17 protein-coding genes are annotated in these 23,848 nt (G+C 48.1%); 11 read left to right on the top strand and 6 right to left on the bottom strand.

All coding sequences use genetic code 11. The annotated features are described in order from the left end of the window. Positions 1–86: 86 nt before the first annotated feature. Complete coding sequence (locus tag P8J86_07865; GenBank protein ID MDG2054608.1) at positions 87–1,553, top strand: sulfatase; 1,467 nt, start codon at positions 87–89, stop codon at positions 1,551–1,553. A 7-nt stretch (positions 1,554–1,560) separates the two neighbouring features. Here P8J86_07865 and P8J86_07860 read toward each other — a convergent pair whose 3' ends face one another. Together P8J86_07860 and P8J86_07855 are read right to left on the bottom strand one after the other, a co-directional pair. Then, positions 1,561–2,214: a DUF1579 family protein gene (locus P8J86_07860; protein MDG2054607.1), complete on the bottom strand. Its 654-nt coding sequence runs from the start codon at positions 2,212–2,214 to the stop codon at positions 1,561–1,563. A 26-nt stretch (positions 2,215–2,240) separates the two neighbouring features. Then, positions 2,241–3,044: a hypothetical protein gene (locus P8J86_07855; protein ID MDG2054606.1), complete on the bottom strand. Its 804-nt coding sequence runs from the start codon at positions 3,042–3,044 to the stop codon at positions 2,241–2,243. A gap of 234 nt (positions 3,045–3,278) precedes the next feature. Here P8J86_07855 and P8J86_07850 point away from each other — a divergent pair, with 234 nt between their 5' ends. The 5 genes from P8J86_07850 (at position 3,279) to P8J86_07830 (ending at position 12,476) form a co-directional block, all read left to right on the top strand. After that, positions 3,279–4,415 (top strand): efflux RND transporter periplasmic adaptor subunit, encoded by a 1,137-nt coding sequence (locus P8J86_07850; GenBank protein MDG2054605.1) that lies wholly within the window; start codon positions 3,279–3,281, stop codon positions 4,413–4,415. 36 nt (positions 4,416–4,451) lie between these two features. Beyond that, positions 4,452–7,613, top strand: a complete 3,162-nt coding sequence (locus P8J86_07845) for a multidrug efflux RND transporter permease subunit (protein MDG2054604.1) — start codon at positions 4,452–4,454, stop codon at positions 7,611–7,613. Beyond that, complete coding sequence (locus tag P8J86_07840; GenBank protein MDG2054603.1) at positions 7,610–9,079, top strand: carbohydrate porin; 1,470 nt, start codon at positions 7,610–7,612, stop codon at positions 9,077–9,079. The genes P8J86_07845 and P8J86_07840 overlap by 4 nt, the downstream gene beginning before the upstream one ends. A gap of 154 nt (positions 9,080–9,233) precedes the next feature. After that, positions 9,234–10,739, top strand: a complete 1,506-nt coding sequence (locus P8J86_07835) for a hypothetical protein (protein MDG2054602.1) — start codon at positions 9,234–9,236, stop codon at positions 10,737–10,739. A 195-nt stretch (positions 10,740–10,934) separates the two neighbouring features. Beyond that, positions 10,935–12,476, top strand: a complete 1,542-nt coding sequence (locus P8J86_07830) for a hypothetical protein (GenBank protein MDG2054601.1) — start codon at positions 10,935–10,937, stop codon at positions 12,474–12,476. Between the two features lie 16 nt (positions 12,477–12,492). Here P8J86_07830 and P8J86_07825 read toward each other — a convergent pair whose 3' ends face one another. Both P8J86_07825 and P8J86_07820 read right to left on the bottom strand, forming a co-directional pair. Beyond that, positions 12,493–12,978 (bottom strand): hypothetical protein, encoded by a 486-nt coding sequence (locus P8J86_07825; protein ID MDG2054600.1) that lies wholly within the window; start codon positions 12,976–12,978, stop codon positions 12,493–12,495. Between the two features lie 244 nt (positions 12,979–13,222). Then, entirely contained in the window at positions 13,223–13,936 is a 714-nt protein-coding gene (locus tag P8J86_07820) for a hypothetical protein (protein MDG2054599.1), read from the bottom strand. Between the two features lie 253 nt (positions 13,937–14,189). Here P8J86_07820 and P8J86_07815 point away from each other — a divergent pair, with 253 nt between their 5' ends. Both P8J86_07815 and P8J86_07810 read left to right on the top strand, forming a co-directional pair. Continuing rightward, positions 14,190–14,726, top strand: coding sequence for an ECF-type sigma factor (locus P8J86_07815; GenBank protein ID MDG2054598.1), 537 nt, complete (start codon positions 14,190–14,192; stop codon positions 14,724–14,726). Between the two features lie 18 nt (positions 14,727–14,744). Beyond that, positions 14,745–16,982 (top strand): serine/threonine-protein kinase, encoded by a 2,238-nt coding sequence (locus P8J86_07810; GenBank protein ID MDG2054597.1) that lies wholly within the window; start codon positions 14,745–14,747, stop codon positions 16,980–16,982. On the opposite strand, the gene P8J86_07805 is transcribed toward P8J86_07810, so the two are convergent. Then, positions 16,956–17,645 (bottom strand): DVUA0089 family protein, encoded by a 690-nt coding sequence (locus P8J86_07805; protein MDG2054596.1) that lies wholly within the window; start codon positions 17,643–17,645, stop codon positions 16,956–16,958. The genes P8J86_07810 and P8J86_07805 overlap by 27 nt on opposite strands. Before the next feature lie 212 nt (positions 17,646–17,857). Between P8J86_07805 and P8J86_07800 the strand changes: the two genes are divergently transcribed. The 3 genes from P8J86_07800 to otsB all read left to right on the top strand — a co-directional run bounded on the left by P8J86_07800 (position 17,858) and on the right by otsB (position 23,487). After that, positions 17,858–19,471, top strand: a complete 1,614-nt coding sequence (locus P8J86_07800; GenBank protein ID MDG2054595.1) for a TlpA disulfide reductase family protein — start codon at positions 17,858–17,860, stop codon at positions 19,469–19,471. A 114-nt stretch (positions 19,472–19,585) separates the two neighbouring features. Continuing rightward, the gene (locus tag P8J86_07795; GenBank protein MDG2054594.1) at positions 19,586–20,944 is read left to right on the top strand and encodes a trehalose-6-phosphate synthase; all 1,359 of its coding nucleotides are present in this window, start codon (positions 19,586–19,588) and stop codon (positions 20,942–20,944) included. Then, a complete protein-coding gene (otsB, locus tag P8J86_07790; GenBank protein MDG2054593.1) occupies positions 20,941–23,487 on the top strand; it encodes a trehalose-phosphatase in 2,547 nt (848 codons plus the stop codon). The genes P8J86_07795 and otsB overlap by 4 nt, the downstream gene beginning before the upstream one ends. Here the strand turns inward: otsB and P8J86_07785 are convergent. After that, positions 23,484–23,810, bottom strand: coding sequence for a hypothetical protein (locus P8J86_07785; protein ID MDG2054592.1), 327 nt, complete (start codon positions 23,808–23,810; stop codon positions 23,484–23,486). The two genes, otsB and P8J86_07785, sit on opposite strands and share 4 nt — an antisense overlap. Positions 23,811–23,848: the final 38 nt, after the last annotated feature.

Raw genomic sequence — 23,848 nt, 5'->3', positions numbered from 1 at the left:
AAGTGTTTTTACTGATCGCAGCATTCAAATAGCGAAGACCCTCCAGCGAGTGTTAGAATTGCGTTATCAAAAAGATGGAGTTTTCGATGAGCCCTCATTTATTACTAATCCTGGCGTCCATTTTCAGTGCAAACAACACACCTACGCCCACGGTCGATACCAATCGCTCACCGAATGTGGTCATCATCTTTACAGATGATCAGGGCTGGGCTGACATGGGCGCCAATGGCGGAACACATGTTGCAACACCAAACCTTGATCGCATGGCGACAGAAGGCCTTCGATTTACTGACTTTTATGTGGCCCAACCAGTCTGTTCAGCTTCACGAGCTGCGCTACTCACAGGCTGCTATCCAAACCGAATTGGCATTGCGGGCGCACTCAACCCCAATGCACGCCATGGCATTCACGACGACGAGATTACCCTGGCTGAAATTTGCAAAACGCAAGGCTACGCAACCGCAGCATATGGGAAGTGGCATCTGGGGCATCATGCTCAGTTTTTACCAGTCAACCATGGCTTCGATGATTACTTTGGCATCCCCTACTCGAACGACATGTGGCCCCAACATCCCGAAGCCCGCAAAGGCACCTATCCACCACTACCACTTATTGAAGATGACCAAGTCATAGAAACAAGTCCAGACCAAGGCCGTTTTACCACCGAATTTACGCAACGTGCTATTGACTTTATAAAAACTCACAAGGACGAACCGTTTTTTGTCTACCTTGCTCATCCGATGCCTCATGTACCGCTAGCTGTGCACAACACCCGAGAAAATGCAACAGGCATGGGCACGTATGCTGATGTGATTGGTGAGATCGACTGGTCCGTTGGGCAGATACTCAATACGCTTGATGAACTTGATCTTGACAGCCAAACCATTGTGCTCTTCATGTCAGATAACGGACCTTGGCTCAGCTATGGCAATCATGCCGGGCAAACAGGTCATTTGCGAGAGGGAAAAGGCACGACATTTGAAGGTGGCGTCCGCGTCCCTTCAATAGCCCGTTGGCCAGGCCGTATTCCAGCAAACCAAGTCACAAGCGCCCCTGTGATGACTATTGATGTCCTACCGACCATTGCAGATTTAATAGATGCACCTGTGCCAAACGCTGAGAGCGAACGCCCCATTGATGGCCGCAGTTATAAAGATCTACTGCTCGGCAAACCTGGCGCTAAATCACCTCAAGAAACATACTACTTTTATTACCACGACAATGACCTAGAAGCGATGCGACACAACAAGTGGAAACTTCATTTTCCACATCGCTATCGAACTATGAATAATCAAGTCGCTGGCATTGATGGGAAACCAGGAAGATATGACTACTCGGCAAAAATTGACCTTGCTCTTTACGACTTAGAAGCCGATCCAAGTGAAGCACACAATGTTGCTCATGAGCATCCTGAAGTTGTCGCCCAATTAGTCGCCCTTGCAGACAAAAAACGCCAGGCACTGGGAGACCGACTCACCAAAACGCAGGGACAAGAGAATCGTGCCCCGGGTCGCGTTCCCGAAAGTACATCAGAATCTTCGCAAGACGAATGACGCAATCTTATTTATTGATAGAGGCGGCCGTATCTGATTCAGGACGTTTAGTAAACGTGGTTTCTGACCACCGCACCATCTCGCCTTCAGTATTACGTCGCCAAGCAGTCCAGATTTGCGTGTTTAGTCTTGGACGCCGGATCGTCAGATTGATCTGAGCCTCTCGACGCGTTATTGGATCTGTAAAAGCCACATCAAATTTCCAGTTCCAAGCAGTACGATCAAACACACCCCACCCAACTGTCATTGCACTACTCGTGGTACCAAAAGAAACCAGTTGGTATAAAGATGTTCCACGGTCGAAACCTAAAAACATTGTCCCCCAGTTGCTTCCTCCCAAAGATTCCTCATAGTCAATCTTGAGAAAACGACCGCCTGCAACCATGTCCATGACTGCTTTGCCCTTGGCCTCTTGTGGCTCTGCTCCAGGAAAGGGCCAGACTGCAACATCCCAATCCCACTCTCCAACAAATGGCTCCAATCTTGCCATTGCAATTGGATCAGGCAATGCAAGTTGCGATCTCGCCTCTTGCCATTTTTGTGACTCCTCTTTGTTTGAGGGAAGAGACAAGCCATGAGAACTTACGCAACCACTCAATACAAACACTGCCGCGTATAAGGGGATGCTTGTTACGCAGCTCGAACGCAGAATCTTGATCATGTTCAATACCATCATTTTATTGTCTGCTATTTCATAGACCAGTGAATAACGACCGGTGGCCCTGGAGGAATTGATTGCTGTATTGTTTTTGCAAGCTCTGATGCAGTGACTGAAGAATCCAACTGTACGGTTACAGTGACTTGTGTACCAGAGCGGTTTGCAGTAGTGCGATACACTTGCAATCCCGCATCATTCAAACAGGATTGCGCACGTTCAATGACTTCTTGTATATCTCGAGATGGATCCACCTGAAGTTTCACTTCAACGGTTGACTTGGCTTCCAACAACAACAGTAAGATCCAGAAGAAGAGAGCAAGAATGATCGCCATCGCAATCAGGTTCAAACCACAAGCCAGGCCAATTACAACAACACCAATTGCTCTTGCCGTCACCTTCGGGCGTTCAAAGACTGTACGAAAACGAATGAGGCCACCAATTCCGAAAATCACCAAGGCCATTGGCGGGCTTACTTCCACAATATTGGCAACCATTGCGCCAAGTACACCAAGAGCAATAAGCGCCTTGCGTTCCTCAAGGTAGCTGGGGTCACGCGAGGCAGCACCTGTCCCAGGCTGCCATGCAATCATGGCTGCACACAGTGCTGCAACAACCAGACCAATGATGATCGAAGCAAGAAGCTGCCAATCAGTGATATATTCCCACTGCCGCGTTAACTGCTGAAAACCGTCGCCATGTTTAGATGTTTCAGGTGCATTGGTTACGCCACCGAAACCGCTAAGCAATTTAACTTCTAAATCAGTAGTTCCAGGCTGTCCCACATATGAAGAGGCATCATCCCCCATCGCATGGCTGACAAATACCACACTCATGCACAGCACGAAAAGCCACATTACTCGTGAGATTCTGGCCATTACTGAAATAGGCTCCACTTGTTTATCTGCATGCCATTGAACCCAGACATCGAAACCGCGACGCTACTGGTTTCTGAGTTCAATCAAGCCCATTGTAGCGTACGGATAGATAATACTGAGACCCTGCTCTAGAGGAAAGGTTTGCTATGATGTGCACCGCTTTAATCCTCGATATAAATGAGCTAACTGCCCATGCTAAAACACATCAATTCTCACACGCTCGCCATCTCAGCTTTTCTGTTGACCTGTGGGTGTGGGTCAAGTAATGAGTTCATTGCTCCACCGCCGCCAACAGTCACTGTGCAGACCCCTGTAGAGAAGGATGTCACCACGCACAATATCTTTACCGGCCGTACAGATGCCGTTGAGCTCGTCGAGATTCGAGCTCGCGTGCCTGGTTTTTTAGAGTCAATAAAATTCTCACCCGCCTCATTGGTTGAGAAAGATCAGATTCTCTTCGTTATTGAGAAAGGTCCTTATCAAGCCAAGCTCTCTGCTGCACAGGCAGATCTAAGTGCCGCGAAAGCTCAGTTTACGCTGAGCAATGAGATTTTTACTCGGGTTTCAGCGCTCTCTCAAGATGGCAACCGCGTTGTCAGCGAAAAAGAACTGATCGAGGCAACCGCAAATCGGGACACTGCTGCTGCTGGCATCAGTTCTGCCGAGGCAGCAGTGATGGCTGCCCAAATTGATCTGGACTACACCATTATTCGCGCTCCAATCAGTGGTCGGATTGACCGCACTTTAGTGACTGAAGGCAATCTTGTTGGCACAGGCGAACCCACATTGTTAACAACAATCGTGACTGTTGATCCAATGTTTGTTTACTTTGATGCAAACGAACGCATGCTGATCGAACACCTTCGCAAAAATCCGGGCCAAGCAAGTAAAACAGAAGAAGATCAGAGGAGTAACTCTCAATTCACTATTGAGTTGGCTGATGGGGCTCCATATGCGACAAAAGGCACCGTCGATTATTTTAGCAATCGACTCGACAGAGATACGGGGACAATTGAGTTACGAGGCACCCTACCCAATCCAGAAGGAGTACTGGTGCCTGGCTTATTCGTACGAGTCTTAATACCACTCACAACAGAACAATCACTTTTAGTGCCACGCACGGCTCTTCAACAAGACGTCGTTGGCTCCTTTTTACTGACACTTGATAAGAATGATCAAGTGCAAAGAAAAGATGTCAAAATGGGCCAAGTGGATGGCCCATTGCAAGTTGTTACTGAGGGAATTACTAAAGATGATCGGGTCATCGTCCTTGGCGTTCAGAAGGTTCAGCCGGGAATGAAAGCCACTGTCGATAGCAATACTGAATAAGTAACGCCACGCTTTTTTGGTGGCAAGATTGAGAATATGTTCAGCCGCTTCTTTATATATCGCCCTATCTTTGCATCGGTCATATCGATCGTGGTGGTGTTGATTGGTGGCATTTGCTTAGCCGTCTTACCAATTGCACGTTATCCCCAAATTGCTCCCCCAACTATTAATGTTGAAGCTGTTTATCCAGGAGCAGACGCCGCCACCATTGCAGAAACCGTAGCGGCCCCCATAGAACAAGAAATCAACGGTGTTGAGGGCATGATGTACATGACCAGCACCAGCACTGATGACGGCACCATGAATCTCAATATTACATTTGAGATTGGCACAGATCTTGACCTCGCCAGTGTGATGGTCCAGAACCGTGTTGCTGCTGCCGAACCTGGCCTTCCCGAAGATGTCAAACGCCAGGGCATCAGCATCAATAAGCAATCAAGCGAAACAACCCTATTCATCTGTCTGTATTCACCAGAAACCACGCATGACGCTCTTTTTCTCAATAACTATGCCGTCTTACAATTAGTCGATCCCATTAAACGCGTTGATGGTGTTGGTGGAATATCTGTCTTTGGAGCGGGCGAATATGGCATGCGTATCTGGCTCAATCCAGAACTTATGCATGCACTGAATCTGACAAGTGATGAGGTTCTCCAGGCTGTAAGAGAGCAAAATGCAGTTGTTGCAGCTGGGCAGATCGGCCAACCACCTGTTCCTAAAGGGCAGGTCTTCCAATTCGGAGTGACCACCAAGGGCAGGCTCCTCTCACCAGAAGAGTTTTCGCAGATTGTTATCAAATCTGACTCGAATGGACGAATTGTCAGACTCTCTGATGTCGCTCGGGTAGAACTCGGCTCACACAACTACAAAATGTCTGCCGAGTACAATAGTCGGCCGGCCGCAGTTCTCGGTGTCAACCAACTGCCTGGTGCCAATGCCATCGACGTGGCCAATGGTGTCAAAAAAACGCTGGAACGCCTCTCTGAGCGATTTCCTGACGACATGAGTTATGTTGTCAGTTATGACTCGACAGATGTAATTAAGGCATCCATTAAAGAAGTAGTGATCACACTCTTGATCACTATCTTGCTCGTTGTTCTTACCGTTTACGTCTTTCTACAGAATGTACGTGCAACATTAATTCCAGCAATCACCATACCTGTTTCACTGATCGGCACTTTTGCCATCATGTTGTTATTAGGGTTTTCTATTAATCAGTTATCACTCTTCGGATTAGTGCTTGCGATTGGTATTGTTGTTGATGACGCCATCGTGGTCGTTGAAAATGTGACACGTCACCTCGATGAAAAGAGATGTTCGGCTCGTGAAGCTGCAACACTTGCTATGAGTGAAGTTTCTGGCCCCATCATCGCAACCACTTTAGTCTTGCTGGCCGTCTTTCTACCAACTGCATTCATGCCGGGTATTGCGGGGCAGCTCTTCCAGCAATTTGCGCTGACAATCTGTATTGCGACTGTGTTCAGTAGCATTAATGCACTGACCATGAGTCCAGCACTTGCTGGCGTTCTGATGCGACCAAGCCCAGAAAAACCTTTCTTTATCTGGCGAATATTTAACAAAGGCATGACTCATACGACCAAGGCCTATACGCGTATTGTGCAATTCTTCCTTCGTATTGCTGTTGTCGGATTAATCTGTTTCATCGGCCTTATTCTGATCGCCATTTATGGGTTTGGACAGTTACCGACAGGCTTTGTTCCGCAAGAAGATGAGGGATGGTGCGTTGTCAATGTGCAATTACCAGAAGCAGCCGCCCTCGAACGCACGAATACTGTCGCCAACCAAGTGGAAGAGATCATTCTCAAGACGCCTGGCGTTAAAGAAACCATTACCATTGCGGGCTATTCACTTCGAAACGGTGCCGCGTCATCCAATAGTGCAACACTTATTGTGCTGTTTGATGACTGGTCATTGAGAGAAGATCCGGAAAAATCACAAAACGCAATCCTCAAGAACCTCAATACCGAGTTCAGGGACATACAAGAAGCCGTTGTGATGGCCTTAGGCATGCCCAGTCTGCCCGGCCTTGGCACATCAGGTGGACTTGCGATGCAGGTTGAAGATCGAGGCGGCGCTGGACTCGTTGCTTTAGAAAAAACGGTCAATGTGCTCGTTGACGATGCTGATAGTCAATCGGCACTGATGGGCTCTTACAATGGCTTCGAAGCAAATATTCCACAACTCTTTGTTGATGTACAACGTGATCAGGTTTTGGCCCGCGGCGTCAGTATGGACTCCGTCTTTCGCGTTCTTCAGACCAATCTAGGCTCGGTCTATGTCAATGACATCACGCTCTTCGGCCGTACCTATCAAGTAAAGGCGCAAGCAGAGGGACGCTTTAGAAACAAGCCCGCTGACATCGGCAGGCTTGATGTCAGAGGTCAATCAGGCGCTCTGATTCCGATTGGTTCATTTATTGATGTGAAAAAATCGCTGGGCGCACAGACGATCTACCGTCATAACGGCTATCCAGCCGCAAAATTTGTCGCCCGTCCATCGCCTGGTTTCACTTCTGGCGATGCTATGGTCTTAATGGAGCAAATGGCCAACCGAACATTGCCTCGATCGATGGACTATGAATGGACTGAAATTGCTTTCCAGCAACAATCTGCTGGATCACCCATATTCATCTTTTTACTATCGATCCTACTCGTCTATCTCGTTCTTGCTGCTCAATATGAGAGTTGGTCACTACCTTTATCTGTTTGCTTTGCGGTTCCAACTGCCCTACTGGGTGCAGTAGCGGCGCTGATGATTAGAGACATTGACAATAACCTTTATACGCAAATCGGAATTGTGCTGCTCATTGGACTCTCTGCCAAAAGTGCTATTCTCATTGTGGAGTTTGCGAAGGAAAGAAGAGATAGTGGCGTTCCTATTTTGCAAGCTGCTACTGAAGCTGCATCGCTGCGATTTAGAGCAGTACTCATGACAGCCCTTTCTTTCATCCTCGGCGTGATTCCCCTACTGATTGCCTCAGGCGCAGGAGCGATGAGTCGCCAAGCCATGGGCACAACGGTCTTTGGAGGCATGCTACTGGCTACGATTATTAGTCTTGTTGCAGTACCGATGCTCTATGCAATCGTCCAGTGGATCAGCGAAAAGTTGGGTGGTGGCAGGCGTGACGACTCTCCTGCCGATTCAAATGCGACTACGTTGCCTGCATCAGATAAATGATTCATACATTCAAATACTCTCTTGCTTTGTCTCTGATCGTTCTTGGATTAGCTGGTGGCATTACGGCGCAGGAACAAGACCCATTACCAGAAGATGCTCCTGAACCAGTCGATCGCCGAGAGGCGATTGACATTGGGTCCGAGCCTTCAAGCCGTATGGTGCAACCGAACCCCTACACAGATAATCCTAGCCTTAATGCAACAACAACAAGGACGAGGCAAGGGTCATGGCCACTGGGTTCCGACGGTCTTTTGGGTAATCCATTTGGCTTACGAGGTGCTTTAGAAAAAGATGGCATCTTTGTTAATGGCGGGGTCATTACAATGCTAGGGTGGAATACAGAGGGTGGGCTTGCCACCGACTTTTATGGCGGCAATCTACTTTCTATAGGGCTCACCTTTCAGACAGATAAGCTTCTTGGACTTGATGGCGGCACCCTCTTCACCAACTATCAGCAATGGACTTCATTTGGTGGCCCCTTCGGTAATGGACAATCCTTTGATGCCACTGGCGCCTCAAATACCTCCCTATCTCAGCTGCCAGCAAGACTACCTCTCAATCAACTGTCTCAACTCTGGTATGACCAGCAACTCGGGTCCACTGGCCTGTCTATTCGTTTCGGAAAGCAAGATGCCAACCTTCTCTTTTCAGCGATTCCAGGAAGCGCCGCTTTTGTTAATGGCGCAGCAGGGTATGCAACAACACTGAACCCTTATTTTCCTTCTTACCCAGAACAAGCCGTCGGCCTTATTGCATCGTGGGAACTCGATGACACCATTGTGGGACGATTCGGTTGGTTTGATGGAAGTAATGGCGCCTTTGACTCTGAAACAGGTGGCTTTATCTATTCATCTGGAAGCCGAGGCCCTGGCAACTTCTTCGATAATGACGGCCATTGGTTCTTTATTACTGAATGTACCTATCAATGGATGCTGGGCGGCCAATTAAGTGGTTCAATTTCTGCCACAGGATGGCTCCAAACTGGAAAGACTGGAACCAGTGGTAATGCACCTGATGGTGTGCAAGATGTTCCAGGTTGGCTGCTCTACGGAGGCCAGACAATCTGGGCACCAAGCGAAGAAATCGCAAAGCAAGGCGGCGGCGTTGTTGTATTCGGCCAACTGGGCTGGAGTGACCCTGATAAGAACCCCGTCAACTGGTCAGCCAATGCAGGAATTTCTGCAACCGGCGTCGTACCCGGACGCCCAGCTGACTCCCTGGGATTGATGGGAGGATACTCTTCATTTTCAGAGAACCCTGATATCTACCTTTCTCCTTCGACCAGCGATACCAACGGCAGCCCGGGTGGCGGAGAAGGCTTTCTTGAGGCTTACTACCTGTATCAGGCCACACCCTGGCTCCAGGTCCAACCTGGTATCGAGTGGTATTCCACACCATCAGGCGGAGATCCGGCATCACTCTCAAATGCCCTCGTTTTCTACCTACGCATTGCGTCTGAATTCTAAATAGACACAAAATGACCTCATTCCTGACACGCTCAGCATCGCAACCCAATGCATGCTGTGTTTTCTTGTGTTTTATGGATTTTAGACCGACAAGCTGGTCTAATACAGGATCTGAATCTATTTCTGAAACACACTTTCAGCCGGATGAATGAACATGCTTCACCAAAGATCCCTGACCACTTTAGCCCTCACACTCGCTCTGAGCTCTAGCGTTCTTGCAGACACGATTACGGTCGGCCAGGGTGGCGGCTTTGACTACACTCGTATTCAGAGTGGAATTAATGCTGCATTTAACGGCGATAAGATCAAGGTCTATCCTGGAAGCTATAACGAGAACATTAACTTCTTAGGCAAGTCTATTAAGGTCTTTTCGAAGGATGGAAGTAGCAACACAATTATCGACGGCCAAAATACCGGCAGTGTCGTCACATTTGACTCGGGTGAAAATAGAAACGCACAGCTTGAAGGTTTTACGATTCAAAATGGTAGCGGAGATTCATTGCTAAATAGTGATCACCTCGGCGGAGGTATTCTCATCATTGGAAGCAGCCCAGAAATTTTGGATTGTGTAGTCAAAGATAATGAGGCCGATTATGGCGGCGGTATCTGTGTGTATGACGCAGCGGAACCCTATATAGAGAAGTGCACGATTGAGAAGAACTATGCCACCAGTGATGGTGGCGGCGGCGGCATCTATATTGAATCAGGCCAAGTGGAAATGACAAAGACCGAAATCAGTTCCAATATTTCAGGCGCAGAAGGCGGAGGCCTGAAAGCCTTTCGGGCAAATCTCTACTTCACAAAGTGTACCTTTGAACAAAATGCGGCAGACAAATCGGGTGGTGGCGCCATGGCCCTCCAATCCACTGGCTACTTCGATGATTGTACATTTACAAAAAATGAGGGCCAATATGGTGGAGGCATCTCTTTAGAAAACAGCACGGTCGATCTCAATGACTCTGATTTCAAAAAGAACGCCGCGAGAAAAAGTGGCGCTGGTGCTCAGATAACTCAATCTAGTAAGACAACTATTTCAAAATGTGATTTCATTAAAAATGATGCTCAGGATGATGGCGGAGGCATCTATATTCGCGGCGATGCAGACGCGGATCTTGAGAAATGCAAATTGAAAAGCAATGAAGCAAACAACTATGGCGGTGGTATTGCTGTTAATAATGGATCAGTGTATTCAAACAAGTCTAAGATTGAAAAGAACGTAGCCCTTCTCAGTGGCGGAGGCCTAGACCTCAACAACGCATCCTGTTTAATCGTGGACACCCAGTTCAAACAGAATGAGGCTCTCCTCGGTGGCGGAATTGGATCAAGCAATTCGACCATTGATATTAGATTCGGATCAGTTCAAAAAAATAATGCGACTGACCAGGGTGGTGGCCTCTTCTTGGCGAATTCAGGCTTTGCCCTTCTGTCATTAAAAGTTGTCAAAAATGACAGCACCGATGACGGCGGCGGGATTTATATGCAGTCATCAAATGGCACCATCACTGAAGGTAGTATCAAGGACAATACCGCAAAAAACGGCGGTGCTATTCGAGTCAAGAACGCCTATGTCCTAATTTCAGGATCAACTATTTGTAATAACAGTCCTGACAACATCAAGGGTAGTTATATCAACGGCAATAACAATGATATTTGCAACTGATTGTTTGCCCCCTACAGATCCTCTAATCCAATGCATCGAGCAAGACGGCCCAAGTCCATCCACCTAAGGCCGATATCTAACTGATCATTGCGCCAGATCAACTACTTACTTGCCGCAACAGAAGCGAAGTGACAAAGTTGACTTAGGTGTGAGCATTACCCTGCCGACATGTTGCTGGAGGCGGGGAGATTCTTCATGCATTCAACGATGTTGACTCAACGAGAGAAATGCAGATCAATTTGGCGCACCTCTTTTATTCCGATTGTAGCGATCAACTTCCATCTGCTCGCTGATACCTATTCAGTAGCAGTTGATGGAACCGGTGATTTTTCGAATATCCAAGCCGCCATTAATACCTCAAGTCATGGCGATCTCATCCAGGTTCATGCGGGTACTTATTTTGAATCGATCGATTTCAAGGGTAAGGCCATCAAGATTTCATCTATTGAGGGGCGCAGCAAAACGATTATCAATGCTGGTGGCAGTAGCAGCGCCGTTCTCTTTCTTTCTGGCGAGGGGACAGACTCTGAACTAAAGGGATTTACTGTCGAAAATGGTCGAGGATTCGATCCACTTTCCTTAGAGTCACTTGGTGGCGGCATCCTGATACTTAATAGCAGTCCCACTCTTTCAGATTGCTATGTACACAATAATAGCGCCGATTTAGGTGGTGGCATTTGTGCCATTGCAGCAGATGGACTCGTCTTAAAAGACTGCCTGTTGAAAAATAACCAAGCCGATCATGGTGGTGGAATGTATGCCATGACCAGTGATGTCTTAGTCAAAAGATGTGAATTCCAAAAGAATACATCTACTCATGATGGCGGCGCTTTGGAAAGCCACCTGAGCAGCTTTGTTATTCAATCTACCCTGTTCAAGAAGAACACCGCTGTTCAAGATGGTGGAAGCTGTTGGATTCATGCAGGATCTGGGAAAATATTAGATTCTAAATTTATAAAAAACACTGCCAATAATGCGGGTGCCCTTTCGCTTGATACGGCAGTCTATGATCTCGACGACTGTAATTTCAAAAACAATCAAGCAGCCTATGATGGCGGTGCTGTCTATCTTAAAAATCTCGTTGCATCAGAGATCAACAAATGTAAATTCAAGAAAAATATTGCTGACCATGACGGCGGCGCACTCTTTATACAGAATAGTGCTCCAGCTGTTAAAAGAAGCTCATTCGAAAAAAATGTTGCTCAAGGTGACGGCGGCGCCATGTCAGTTAAGCGCGGTGCTTTTTCGTTAAAAGATAGTCGTCTGCTACGAAATGCGTCTGCCGCTGCTGGTGGTGGTCTCAGCGTATTCGATGCTGCCTTTACCATTTCCGATTGCGAATTTCATATGAACAGCGGCCTATTCGGAGGCGGAATAAGTGCCAACAGCACCGTAGGCAGCATCAAAGATGTGACGATCACAGAAAACTCCGCATCGAAGCATGGTGGTGGTATTCGGCTCGAAGATAGTGAATTCACGTTGGACGACGTACGCCTGAAATACAACACCGCAGGCGCCAAGGGCGGAAATCTATTTGGTGACGACGCCCATGGAATCGTGCGGGACTGCGTCGTTTCTTGGGGAGCCGCTGGGCTTGAAGACGGGAACTCTTTCGTCGGAGGATTCCATCTTCGCAGCGGTTTCGCAGTCATTAGTGATACCTACATTTGCAATAATGTGGGCATCAATATTGTGGGTGATTACCTCGATACATTTACCAATGAGATCTGCGACTGAGTAATCGATACTTCTATCAATTAGAGGGTATAAGCGAATCAACTGGCATCCAATTACCATACTCCGCACATTCGATCCGATCTAACTGTTGGCCCGAGTCTGCATCAAAGAGAACCAGGGCCCAACCACTCCATGTTCCTCCCTGCTGACCACAGAGCAGCTCATCGCGAACACGCTCCAGTGCTTCTGTCCGGTTTTGTACTGGCAGGTCCCAGAATGAAGCTGTGACCCAAACATCAAGATGAAGATCACCAGAACCATCATCAGCTGCACGAGCCTTCGTAAGAAGATTCTCTTGGACAAGTTCTTGAACGGCGCCTGATGATCCGTCGCAGTTGATCGATGCTGGATCACAAAGGTCAGATGCTGAAGGTCCTAACCAATACCACCACCCACCGCCACATCCAAAGATGATGACTAGGAATGCTACTGCAACGCAGCCACAGCCCATCATGTCATTTGCGGGATCGTTTTGAATACTCAGACTGTTCTCATAAGCCATCAAAGACTCCTTGTTGCACACTAGCCCTGCTCTGTATCTATGATCTGTGCATGATAATCCATGCAGCGATTCTGCGCAGAGAAACGCACCCGGCTTATTGATGCCGGGTGCGTCTTAAGGGCCGTATATTGGTTTTCCCAGAACAACTGGAAATGGTTGAAATCGCGGGCGGGCGACGACCAATACCAAGGGACTGCCCTCAAATGCTCTGAACCAGCCATTGAGAACTGGCGGGTCTTTACTGTCAGTGAATGAGACGGCGCCGACGCCCGATGAGCCCTGCCACGCCAAGAAGTGCCAGAGAGCCTGGTGCTGGAATGACGTAACCGATTGTTCCAGTTGAGTTCAGCAGCGAACCACTCACCTCAAGGCTGGTCGCTCCGATAGCGAAGTCCCCCAGAAACCCTGATCCAAAACCGAACAGCGTATCAAGATCAAGGCTACCAGCGAATGCAACTGAGCCCTCACCAACCGTCAACGCAAGCGTGCGAAGTTGATTAATGTCGGCGGTTGAAGCACCACCAATTTCCACATCGTTAAAGGCAGGAAATCCACCAGCCACTGTCATGTTCGCTGACGCACGAATATGCGTATCTATGGTCAACCCAAATGGATCTAATGCGAGTGTGCTATTAGATAGGGTCCCTGTCCATAAGCTACTAATCTTCAACGTTACTTCCGTTGGTAGATCATCGAGGCGCTCAATGAACGACTCTGGAGGCGTATGATTTAAAGTTATTTTAAAACTACCCGCTAAAGCATCCGTATCGGAAATGGAATTACCAATACCACCAGTGTTTTCAACAAAGACGCTTGCGAAGGGATCACCAGTCCTCTCAACTGACCAGCTATATGGAACCTGGATCACTTCTTCAGCAGAAACTTCTGATGCAGAAACCAGATATAACAAAGACCCCAGCGCAATTGCACAATAGACCAATACCAGATTGAACCTCATTTCGTATCTCCTATTTTTCAGACCCATACAGCTGCTCTCACTCACCAGGAACAGCTCCCCCATCAGCAACACGCTTATAGGTAGGTTTGAAGCTGTTTCAGCTGCAATAGGGGCACCTCATCTTGCCCACTACAACAGTGCCTGCGATACTTTTAGAGAGCCCAGGCCAACAGAGTTAGATTTTTAAAAAAATGCAGCTTCCAGAGAGCTGCCGATCGGTTCTTTCACTATGACAAACCCTCAGCACGGACCTGTGACGCAACTTCTAGACTCGGTTAAGGATGGTGATGAGGTTGCTAAGGCAGAGCTCTGGGCTGTGGTCTATGAAGAGCTTCATGGCATGGCACGTGGCTATATGGCCAGAGAACGCGGCAATCATACGCTCCAGGCAACCGCACTGGTGCATGAAGCATATGCCCGACTTCTCGGTTCTGAACAGATTCACCAACGAGGACGGTCATATTTTTTTGCTGCGGCAGCCCAGGCGATGCGGCGAATTCTTATTGAACATGCACGTCGCCAACCAGCGGATCGTCCCGGACATTTGGTTATTGATCCTGTATTGATACCGGAAGGAAGTGACGCTGATATCGAAACACTCGATCGTGTTCTAGACCAACTTGCCAAGCACGACCACGAAGCCCACGAAGTTGTCATGCTCCGTTTCTTTGCCGGCCTGTCAGTCGAAGCTGCTGCAGATACATTAGATACCTCTGAACGAACGATCAAGCGAAGATGGGCTTACGGACGCACCTGGCTGTTTCAGGAATTAACAAGAGAACAGTCATGATGACGGGACTAATCAACTGTGAGTAATGAGAGTTATCCCACTCCCGCAGAGATCTTTGGTGAAGCAATAGATATGCCTGAAGAAAAGCGGGAAGCTTTTCTGGTCGCTTCATGCGGTGACAATGCCAAGATACTTCGCGACGTTCATGCTCTCATAAAGGCTTATGAGACCGCTGAAGACGAGAATTTTCTTAATCCACAACTTGGAGTCGAGCGTGCCAAGGAGATTTTGTCGACGTGGGATGTCAATACGCTCGTTGGGCTCAAACTTGGCGCCTATCAAGTCATTGAAATCCTTGGCGAGGGCGGAATGGGCGTCGTTTTTCGAGCCCAACAGGCGAGTCCAAACCGAACGGTTGCTCTTAAAGTTGTTCGCCCCGGACTCATGCGACAACGCCTCACGAAACGATTTGAGTTAGAAGCCGAAATGCTCGGCCGTCTGCAGCACATTGGTATTGCTCAGATTTATGAATCTGGAACAGCAGACACTTCGGCCGGATCACAGCCGTTTTTTGCCATGGAGTTAGTCGAAGGGCAACCTTTACTTGACTGGTCTCAAACAATGGACTGCGGACTAGAAGATCAGATTGAAGTGCTCATAAAGATATGTGACGCCGTCCAACATGCACATCTGAGAGGTGTGATACACCGCGATCTCAAGCCAAGCAACATTCTTATCGACCAAGAAATACAACCGAAAATTTTAGACTTCGGTATCGCTCGCATGGTCGATCTTGATGCCTCAAGCACGATTGCACAAACGCATTCAGGACAAGTTCTTGGCACGCTTCAGTACATGAGCCCTGAACAATGTATTGGGAACGCAGATCTTGTTGACGCCCGCACTGATATCTATGCGCTGGGCGCTATCTTATACCAACTCATTACAAGAAAACCCCCACGAGATCTTGATGGCAAAGGACTCGGTGAATCACTTCGTATCATAGAACATTCAAAACCTGCGCCACCTGAGCAATTGGTTCCTGGATTGCCTGAAGACATCAATACCATTGTGATGAAGACAATGGATCTAGATCCCAATCGACGATACCAATCAGCGGCGGCCCTCGGCGATGACTTAAGACGCTTTCTAAAACGTGAGCCCATCACTGCAAGACCTCCGACACTCGTTTATTACACAACAATGTTTGTTCGTCGCAACCGCCTGCTCGCATTCGGCTCTGCTTTAGTTATCGCTTTATTAATTGTCGGAATGGCCGTGGCAATCTTACTAATCAGCGAAATTAACTTGCAACATGATCGCGCAGCAGAAGCGCAACAGAACTTCATGACAATGATCGAATCAACACGACGTTCGGCAGAGCTGAGCTTGCAATCGACTCAACAAGAAGATGCGGTTACTCGCCTTTTACAAGCTGCATCACAACTCGATAAAGCAACTGGCACTGAACCCCTTCTTGTCATCACCAATCGAAATGAAATCGGCCTAAATCTAAAAGATTGGGAGGCGTACGAGGAAGCGAAGAAGCAATTTCAGCTCGCACTTGATCTGTCACTTGAAGTATGTGGGGCTGATCACCCTCTCACTGCGCTAAGCCAGCACAATCTCGCGAGCGCACTATGGTATCTCAAAGACTATGAAGTGGCTTTGGATTTGTATAATCAAGCACTTCGCATTAGAGACTCAGATCCAAATGTAGAACCTGGGGACCTTGCTGATACCATTGACTATCTCGGTAGCACTTACCAGATGCTCGGTGATTTTGACGAAGCAAGAGCCCTCGCGGAACGATCTCGCAAGATGAAGATCGACTTATACGGAGCACAAAGTGAGCAGGTCGCTGCCACTACAAATAATATTGGCTGGCAACTCATGCTTCAAAAGAAGTATGCTGAAGCAGAGCCACACTTTCGAGAATCTCTTGAGATACTCCAAGGTCTTCCAGAAAGACAGTTGTGGATTGAGTCAAGTGTTTCACACAATCTTGCATACACTTTAATGGTGCTCGACCAGGCACAAGAAGCCGAGTCACTTTTTAAACAATCACTAGATCTAAAGATTGCTCAGCGCGGCCCAGAGTCGCTGACTGCAGCAATGACTTATAGAAGATTAGCTGAGCTGTTTTTGAAAACGAATCAACTTACGAAAGCACGGGAGCACTGCCAAAAAGCGATCGATATCTATCATTCACAAGGAACGAAAGCCAATGTAAGACAGGAAGCCATTTCTCTAATGGAAAAGATCCATGCCCAAATAAACGAGGCTGGCTCAGCGCCGTCGACGCCCACCAATTAATCCGGCTAGCCCAAGTAATGCCAGTGTTGCTGGCGCCGGGATTGGATACGGCTGAATATTGATCGAGTAGCTACCGCCAGTACCTGTTGTACCTGCCCAGGAATCTTCAAATCGAAGGCTTGGATCAACTGGTCCCACCACTGCATCTTCGGGAAACCCTCCGAAATCAAACATTGACAATGATTCGGTTGAAAAGGGCTCGTCACCTTGCTCTGTAATCGCAAGGTAGTAATCTCCCGCAGCCAAACTCGTAGAACCACCCTCCACTAATGAAGGCGCTAGAAGCGATAGATACTCTGGATTGGGGCTGATGGTATTTGCGAGTACGCCCTCACCATCGGAATTAAAAAGCCATAAAGCACTTTGAAAAGTACTAGACGCCAAGGGAGAACCATTAAGTGTTAGGCCAAAGCCCCAATTAGCACCACTTTCGAGTTTGAGCTTAAAGATATCTTGGCGATCTGCTGATCCAAGGCTGCCAGTGATTTGTAACAACTGCCCCGATCCAGTTAAGTCCAATGCGGTACCAAGGGACCCACCAGCATCACCACCATCGTCCTCATTGACGCCTGGACCGGCAACAGCCGACCCTGCCACAATAATCAAAGAACTCGACAAGCCGATTGCCCAAGTCATGACACTTAACTGCTTTCGATGCAACATCTCAAACTCCTCCTGTCCAGTAGCAAGCCATTTAAGGTCCACTGGAAACCTACCGCCCTGAGCTGGATTTGGGACCATAGGGCCCCTTTCCAACCTCCAATCCTAAACCCAGAGGATCAATAGTGAAAGAATAAATCCGAGGCTCGGGCCCTTTTCCTGCATACCTGGGCCTGATGGGTAAGGAAATGAGGATGGCCGGTTAGAATATGGCCATGAAAACACCAATTCACCACTTGATGTGCCTACTTCTGCTCCTCCTTCATCTTGGCTGGCCTCATCAAAGCCTCGCCCAATCAGTTGATGTTGGCCGGGTCTTTCCTCCCTTTGATGCCAAAGATGCCATCACTGGTAACCCCGTCAACTTGATCGATTTCCGAGGCAAGGTTGTCTTGATTGACTTCTGGGCAACGTGGTGTGGACCGTGCATCCGTGAATTACCCAACGTCCAAAGGATCTATCAAAAGTACAAAGACCGTGGCCTGGAGGTCATTAGCATCTCTCTAGATAGTGATCGCAATAAATTCAAATCATTTTTGAGACAAAACAAAATGAATTGGCCGCAGATCATGGAAGGTGGTGGCTGGAATACAAGACTGGCCAAGAAATACGGCGTCCGCGGCATACCTAAGATGTATCTCATAGATGCAAATGGAAAAGTTGTAAGTGACTCTGCTCGTGGCGAGGCTCTTTCGAGGGCCGTAGAAAAAGCAATCTCAACCGTTACGAATCCACAACCATCAGAATCTGGTGGTGTGCCTGGGAACTTACTCGACCGAAAAGAGGCCAATGACCTGCTCAACCAACTTACGCAACAGCAGGAACTCATCAAGTCTGCTTCAGCGCCCTATGCCACTCTCAATCGAGACTTAAAAGAATCCACAAGTCATCTCAAGAGAGCCACTGAACTATTAGATTCGGCCTCGGGTAAAAAACAGGCCGCTGTACCTTACGGAAAAGCCTACGAGATTATTCACGATGGACGTGTGATGATCTTTCGAGATGGCGCCATGAGTGAAACAGTCATCTTACTGCCTCCCCCACCCCCAACACCACAACAGGCGGCACAATTACAAGCAATACAGCGAGTTGAACAAGACATAAGTGCCACTTCAGAAGCTTGCCAACAGCTACAGTTATCGATCGATCAGCAACTCACTGAAGTCTATGCTGCACAAGCAAAGATTATCGAAATACAAAGGCAACTACGAAGCCGGTCGGGTGATATCAATAAGATTCGCTCAGAAGTAGATGCCTCTCGTAAACAGGTTGAAACGGCCACAAATTTGTTAAACCAAGCGTGGTCCATTCAACTCAAGCAAGCCAACAAGACCATCTCAAAGCTCATTGGTGATGACAAACAGAGACTTGCTGATTTATTGGAGATAGAGCAGCAAACAAACGCTTGCCAAGAGCTTCTAAAAAAATCAGTCCGTGATTCCAGGCTATCGCGTCAATTGAAAAAGAGCTGTATCGAGCTATGGAATCGTGTGGAGCGTTTCCTCATGGTTTATTCTGGATTGACTGATTCAGAAGCAAAGGATTTGATGCCCACAAATCCTTTCGCTAACCGTGGATACAGTGATATTCAAGCACGTGTCGCAACCGCTAAAGCATTAGATCGCTTGGAGCAACTTGTAGCTCAGTGGGAAGCGAATAAAGACGGGTCGAATCTTGCCCATCACCCAAGTATGCAAGAACTTACTGATCTTCAGCAGCAACTCCAGCAAGCAGGCGAAGATGCTGAGAAACTAAGGGGCATAGAAGAGCAATACAACAATTTCTGCCGGTCATTTCTACAACAGCTAGATAAGTCTCATTCGAAGTAGGACTCCGAGCATAGGTCTGGACGATAGTATGGGGCCGCGTCAGACTCATTCACAAGTCCCTCATTCAAGAAGGCTGGAGATTTTCAGATCGTTCTGAGCTCACAAGATCTCGTCATCGTCGCCAATCGGCTACCAGTCCATCGCATTTCTCGTGGGAATGGAATGAAGTGGGAAATCAGTCCAGGTGGACTTGTCTCTGCACTCTCACCCCTCTTGCGAGAATCGAGCGGCCAATGGGTTGGTTGGACCGGTCGCAGTGGCCGTAGTCCGAAGCCCTTTCTCCACGACGGCATCCAGAATGTACCCGTGAGCCTCTCTAAATCTGATGTGAGAGATTTCTACCATGGCTTCAGCAATGGCACTCTTTGGCCGTTGTATCACGATGCCATTCGAAAACCAATTTATCGTCGACGATGGTGGAATCCATATCAAGAAGTAAACCATCGCTTTGCAGAATATGCTGCAGATGTTGCCCCAAAAAATTCAACCGTTTGGATTCAGGATTATCAACTTCAGCTCGTACCCAAGATGCTTCGAGAGCTCCGACCTGATGTTCGAATTGGTTTCTTTCTCCACATTCCATTTCCACCATCAGAGTTGTTTGCGCAATTGCCATGGCGACGAGCCATTCTTGAGGGGCTTCTCGGCGCGGATGTAGTTGGCTTCCAAACGCGCCCTGGCGCTCAGAATTTTCAGGCAGTTGCACGTCGTTACACCGATGCCCGCGGTACCGGACAGACCTTGCGACTAGGTGATCGAACCATTCTCGCCGCCGCCTTTCCTATCTCCATTGACTATAACCGGTATGACAATCTCGCCCAGACTGAGTCAGTGATACAACGCATGCAGAATATTCGAAAACGAATTGGGCATGACCGAAAGATCATTCTCGGCGTAGACCGCTTAGATTACACCAAGGGTATCGATATTCGAATACGTGCCTTCGAAGAACTACTTGGCAGCAAAAGATGGGCTCCCCACGAATGTGTTCTTGTACAGGTTGCTGTCCCCAGTCGCGAGGACGTTGACGAGTATATTGAGATGCGAAGAAGAATTGATGAATTAGTTGGAAAGGTAAATGGTCAGTATGGGCAGCTGGGTATGCCGGCTATCGACTACCTCTATCGAAATCTAGAAATTGATGAGCTCATCGCCATGTACCGCTGCGCAGATGTCATGCTTGTCACACCACTACGAGATGGTATGAACTTGATTGCGAAAGAATTCGTTGCATCTCGAGTCGATAATAGAGGCACGCTCGTTCTCAGCGAGTTCACAGGCGCTGCCCAAGAGCTACGTGGAGCCATCCAAGTTAATCCACATGATATTGATGGCTTAATGGTCAGCATAGAAGAAGCGCTCTCAATGTCACCAACTGCGACAACGCGTCGAATGCGATCCATGCGCGATATCATTCGTCGGCATACTGTTCATGATTGGGCGAAATCGTTCTTAGGTGCTGTCAACCGATGACTTCACTTGACGATAGCATGCTCAACCTAGCCAAATCACCAAACATTTTGGTGGCCTGTGACTACGATGGCACGATTTCACCAATTGTAGATAATCCAGGTGATGCGAAACCAAATCGAGATTGCGCTGTTGCAATTCGACTACTGGCACAGATGCCTCAAACACATGTGGCGATCATCTCAGGAAGGTCTCTCCAAGATCTTTCAACGCTGACTGATTTTCATCCAGCCATTCATTTAGTTGGGAGTCATGGAAGTGAGTTTGACGCGGATTTTAACCATCGGCTCACAGACCAACAGACTTCTCTCCGCCGTCGCCTTGAATTTGAGATCAAAAAGATTGCGACCGGCGATCCACTTTTTAAAGTTGAAGTCAAACCCGCAAGCGTCGCGTTCCATTATCGAAATGTAAAACCAGAAACAGCATCGGCGGCACTCGCAGCAATTGAAAAAGGTCCAGCCAAACTGCCAGGTGTCTTTCTAAAGTCTGGAAAAATGGTACTCGAACTTACGGTCATCGCTACTGATAAGGGCGCTGCCCTCGAGACGATGCGTCGGCGAGTAGGCGCCTCTGCAGTACTTTTTATAGGCGATGACACGACGGATGAAGATGCGTTCAAAACCCTTTACGGGCCAGACATTGGCATCAAGGTGGGCGACGGTGACACGCTTGCTGAATTCCGCGTTTCTGATCCTGATGAAGTAGCTATTACGCTTGCGCAGCTGACAGAATCTCGTGATGAATGGATTCATGATGCCAACGCTGTGCCGATTGAACAACATACTCTTTTATCTGATCAACGGACGTGCCTTCTTCTCACGCCTCATGCTCGAGTTGTTTGGGGATGCCTGCCTAGACTAGATTCACCATCACTTTTTTCTCAACTCGTCGGTGGCACCACTGCAGGTTACTTCAGTGTGTTACCCAAGAACCAGAGCAAAAAACCTATACAGAAGTATTGGCAAGACTCGATGGTGGTTGAAACAAGCTGGGGCAACATGGTTGTCACAGACTTTATGGACTGTTCAGAAAACAGATGGCGAAGGCGAGCGGGTCGAAGTGATCTTGTGCGCTTACTCAAAGGAAAAGGAACCGCGGTCATTGACTTCGCGCCACGTCGAGACTTTGGGCGCGATATCACGAGAATGCGCGTTCATGAAGATCATCTTGAGGTTATCGATACACTTGATCCAATTGTTCTGATTGCTCCAGGCGTACAATGGTCACTTTTTGAAGAGGGTGGAAGTCATACTGCCAGAGCAGAGATCGAACTTTCTGAAACACCCCTTGCCATCGAGTTGCGTTTTGGCACCAGCCGAATCACCGATGGCGATCTCACTGTCATGGAACGACTACGTGATACAGATCTTCACTGGCGGAGTTGGATCCCACAGCTCAAACTACCTGATCTTGCTCCCGAGCTGGTATTACGGAGCGCACTAACGCTCCGTGCCCTTTGCTACGGTCCATCTGGTGGCATTGCTGCAGCTGCAACGACCAGTCTACCTGAGTCCATAGGCGGCATTCGTAACTGGGACTACAGATTCTGCTGGCTACGGGACGCCGCCCTGTCGGCCCAGTCCCTCACCCGTTTAGGTCGAGAGGGCGAGGCAATCCGTTTTCTTGAATGGATGCTGAACATCTTAGACCTTGTTGAACATCCGGAGCGATTGTCGCCTCTTTATACGATTCGCGGAACGGAGCTTCAGTCTGAAGGTGAAATTGCAGAACTAAGAGGTTACGCGGGCAGCCGACCAGTACGTGTTGGGAATGCTGCATCCTCTCAGATCCAGATTGATGTGTTTGGCCCAATTGTAGAACTGATCTACGAGCTTGTGATTCGACATGCGCCACTCTCATCTGAGCACTGGCGACTGACCGAAGCAATGGTCCGCGCCGTAGAACGTCGATGGCGTGATCCAGACAATGGAATCTGGGAGTTACGTACGCCTCGGCGACACCATGTACACTCAAAAGTGATGTGCTGGCTTACTGTTGATCGTGGCATTAAGATCGCCAGAGAGCTTGCACGCAGAGAACCCGAAGGCTGGTATGAGCTAAGAGATGCGATCAAAGACGATATTCTAGAGCACGGCTGGAAACCACAAGTGAATGCCTTTACTGCTGCATACGATGGAAGTGATCCAGATGCATCAGCATTACTTGTTGGCCTCTCAGGCATGTTAGATGCCGACGATCCACGCTTTCTAGGGACGATCGATCTTGTTGAGCGGTATCTCCGCACCGGGCCAACCGTATACCGTTATCACTACGATGATGGCCTACCTGGCGTAGAAGGTGGATTCCATCTTTGTACCTCATGGCTCATCGATGCATTGGTCTATGTAGGTCGAATCAAAGAAGCACAGCAGCTTTTTAAAGACCTGGCTGCCCTCGCAGGTCCGACCGGCTTATTGAGCGAAGAATATGATCCTCATTCTAAACTCGCATTGGGTAACTTTCCTCAAGCATATTCGCACTTGGGGATCATCGAGAATGCATTGAATTTAGATGCTGCTCTTCGCCATACAGCCATAGATTAATGAGACTGACAAGGAAGATCTTTTTCTACCAGGATAGTGAGCGAATCGCCTTCAACATCTGATTGCAAATCGAATTTCAAACTCAGTGACTGACTATTATTCCACTTGGTCAGGATCTCTCGATCGAGATCCACCGCAATCGCATTTGCCCCCGCCGATATACGTGTTTCCTGCAATGACTCTTGGGTATTGAGAAGTAAGTTAAATGTGGTCCCACAAGGTAAGGTGAGTTGTTCACACACCCGACCTAACGAGATTAGATCTTCGACTTCTTGGCCTTCAAGACGAAAGCGGATCGAATTAGTCTGAATGCGGACTTTCATCAGTTCAATTAGCTCCAATGAGAAACGATGTACTTTGA

Source organism: Phycisphaerales bacterium (assembly GCA_029268515.1).
Taxonomy (GTDB): domain Bacteria; phylum Planctomycetota; class Phycisphaerae; order Phycisphaerales; family SM1A02; genus JAQWNP01.
This window is presented reverse-complemented; position numbering and strand designations above follow the sequence as displayed.

Bases quoted from the DNA above. Each gene is read 5' to 3' on its own strand.
- P8J86_07805 (MDG2054596.1), bottom strand. From the start codon at position 17,645: ATGTTGCATCGAAAGCAGTTAAGTGTCATGACTTGGGCAATCGGCTTG.
- P8J86_07845 (MDG2054604.1), top strand. From the start codon at position 4,452: ATGTTCAGCCGCTTCTTTATATATCGCCCTATCTTTGCATCGGTCATA.
- P8J86_07800 (MDG2054595.1), top strand. From the start codon at position 17,858: ATGAAAACACCAATTCACCACTTGATGTGCCTACTTCTGCTCCTCCTT.
- P8J86_07830 (MDG2054601.1), top strand. From the start codon at position 10,935: ATGCATTCAACGATGTTGACTCAACGAGAGAAATGCAGATCAATTTGG.
- otsB (MDG2054593.1), top strand. From the start codon at position 20,941: ATGACTTCACTTGACGATAGCATGCTCAACCTAGCCAAATCACCAAAC.
- P8J86_07840 (MDG2054603.1), top strand. From the start codon at position 7,610: ATGATTCATACATTCAAATACTCTCTTGCTTTGTCTCTGATCGTTCTT.
- P8J86_07835 (MDG2054602.1), top strand. From the start codon at position 9,234: ATGCTTCACCAAAGATCCCTGACCACTTTAGCCCTCACACTCGCTCTG.
- P8J86_07860 (MDG2054607.1), bottom strand. From the start codon at position 2,214: ATGATCAAGATTCTGCGTTCGAGCTGCGTAACAAGCATCCCCTTATAC.
- P8J86_07820 (MDG2054599.1), bottom strand. From the start codon at position 13,936: ATGAGGTTCAATCTGGTATTGGTCTATTGTGCAATTGCGCTGGGGTCT.
- P8J86_07785 (MDG2054592.1), bottom strand. From the start codon at position 23,810: ATGAAAGTCCGCATTCAGACTAATTCGATCCGCTTTCGTCTTGAAGGC.
- P8J86_07855 (MDG2054606.1), bottom strand. From the start codon at position 3,044: ATGAGTGTGGTATTTGTCAGCCATGCGATGGGGGATGATGCCTCTTCA.
- P8J86_07850 (MDG2054605.1), top strand. From the start codon at position 3,279: ATGCTAAAACACATCAATTCTCACACGCTCGCCATCTCAGCTTTTCTG.
- P8J86_07865 (MDG2054608.1), top strand. From the start codon at position 87: ATGAGCCCTCATTTATTACTAATCCTGGCGTCCATTTTCAGTGCAAAC.
- P8J86_07825 (MDG2054600.1), bottom strand. From the start codon at position 12,978: ATGGCTTATGAGAACAGTCTGAGTATTCAAAACGATCCCGCAAATGAC.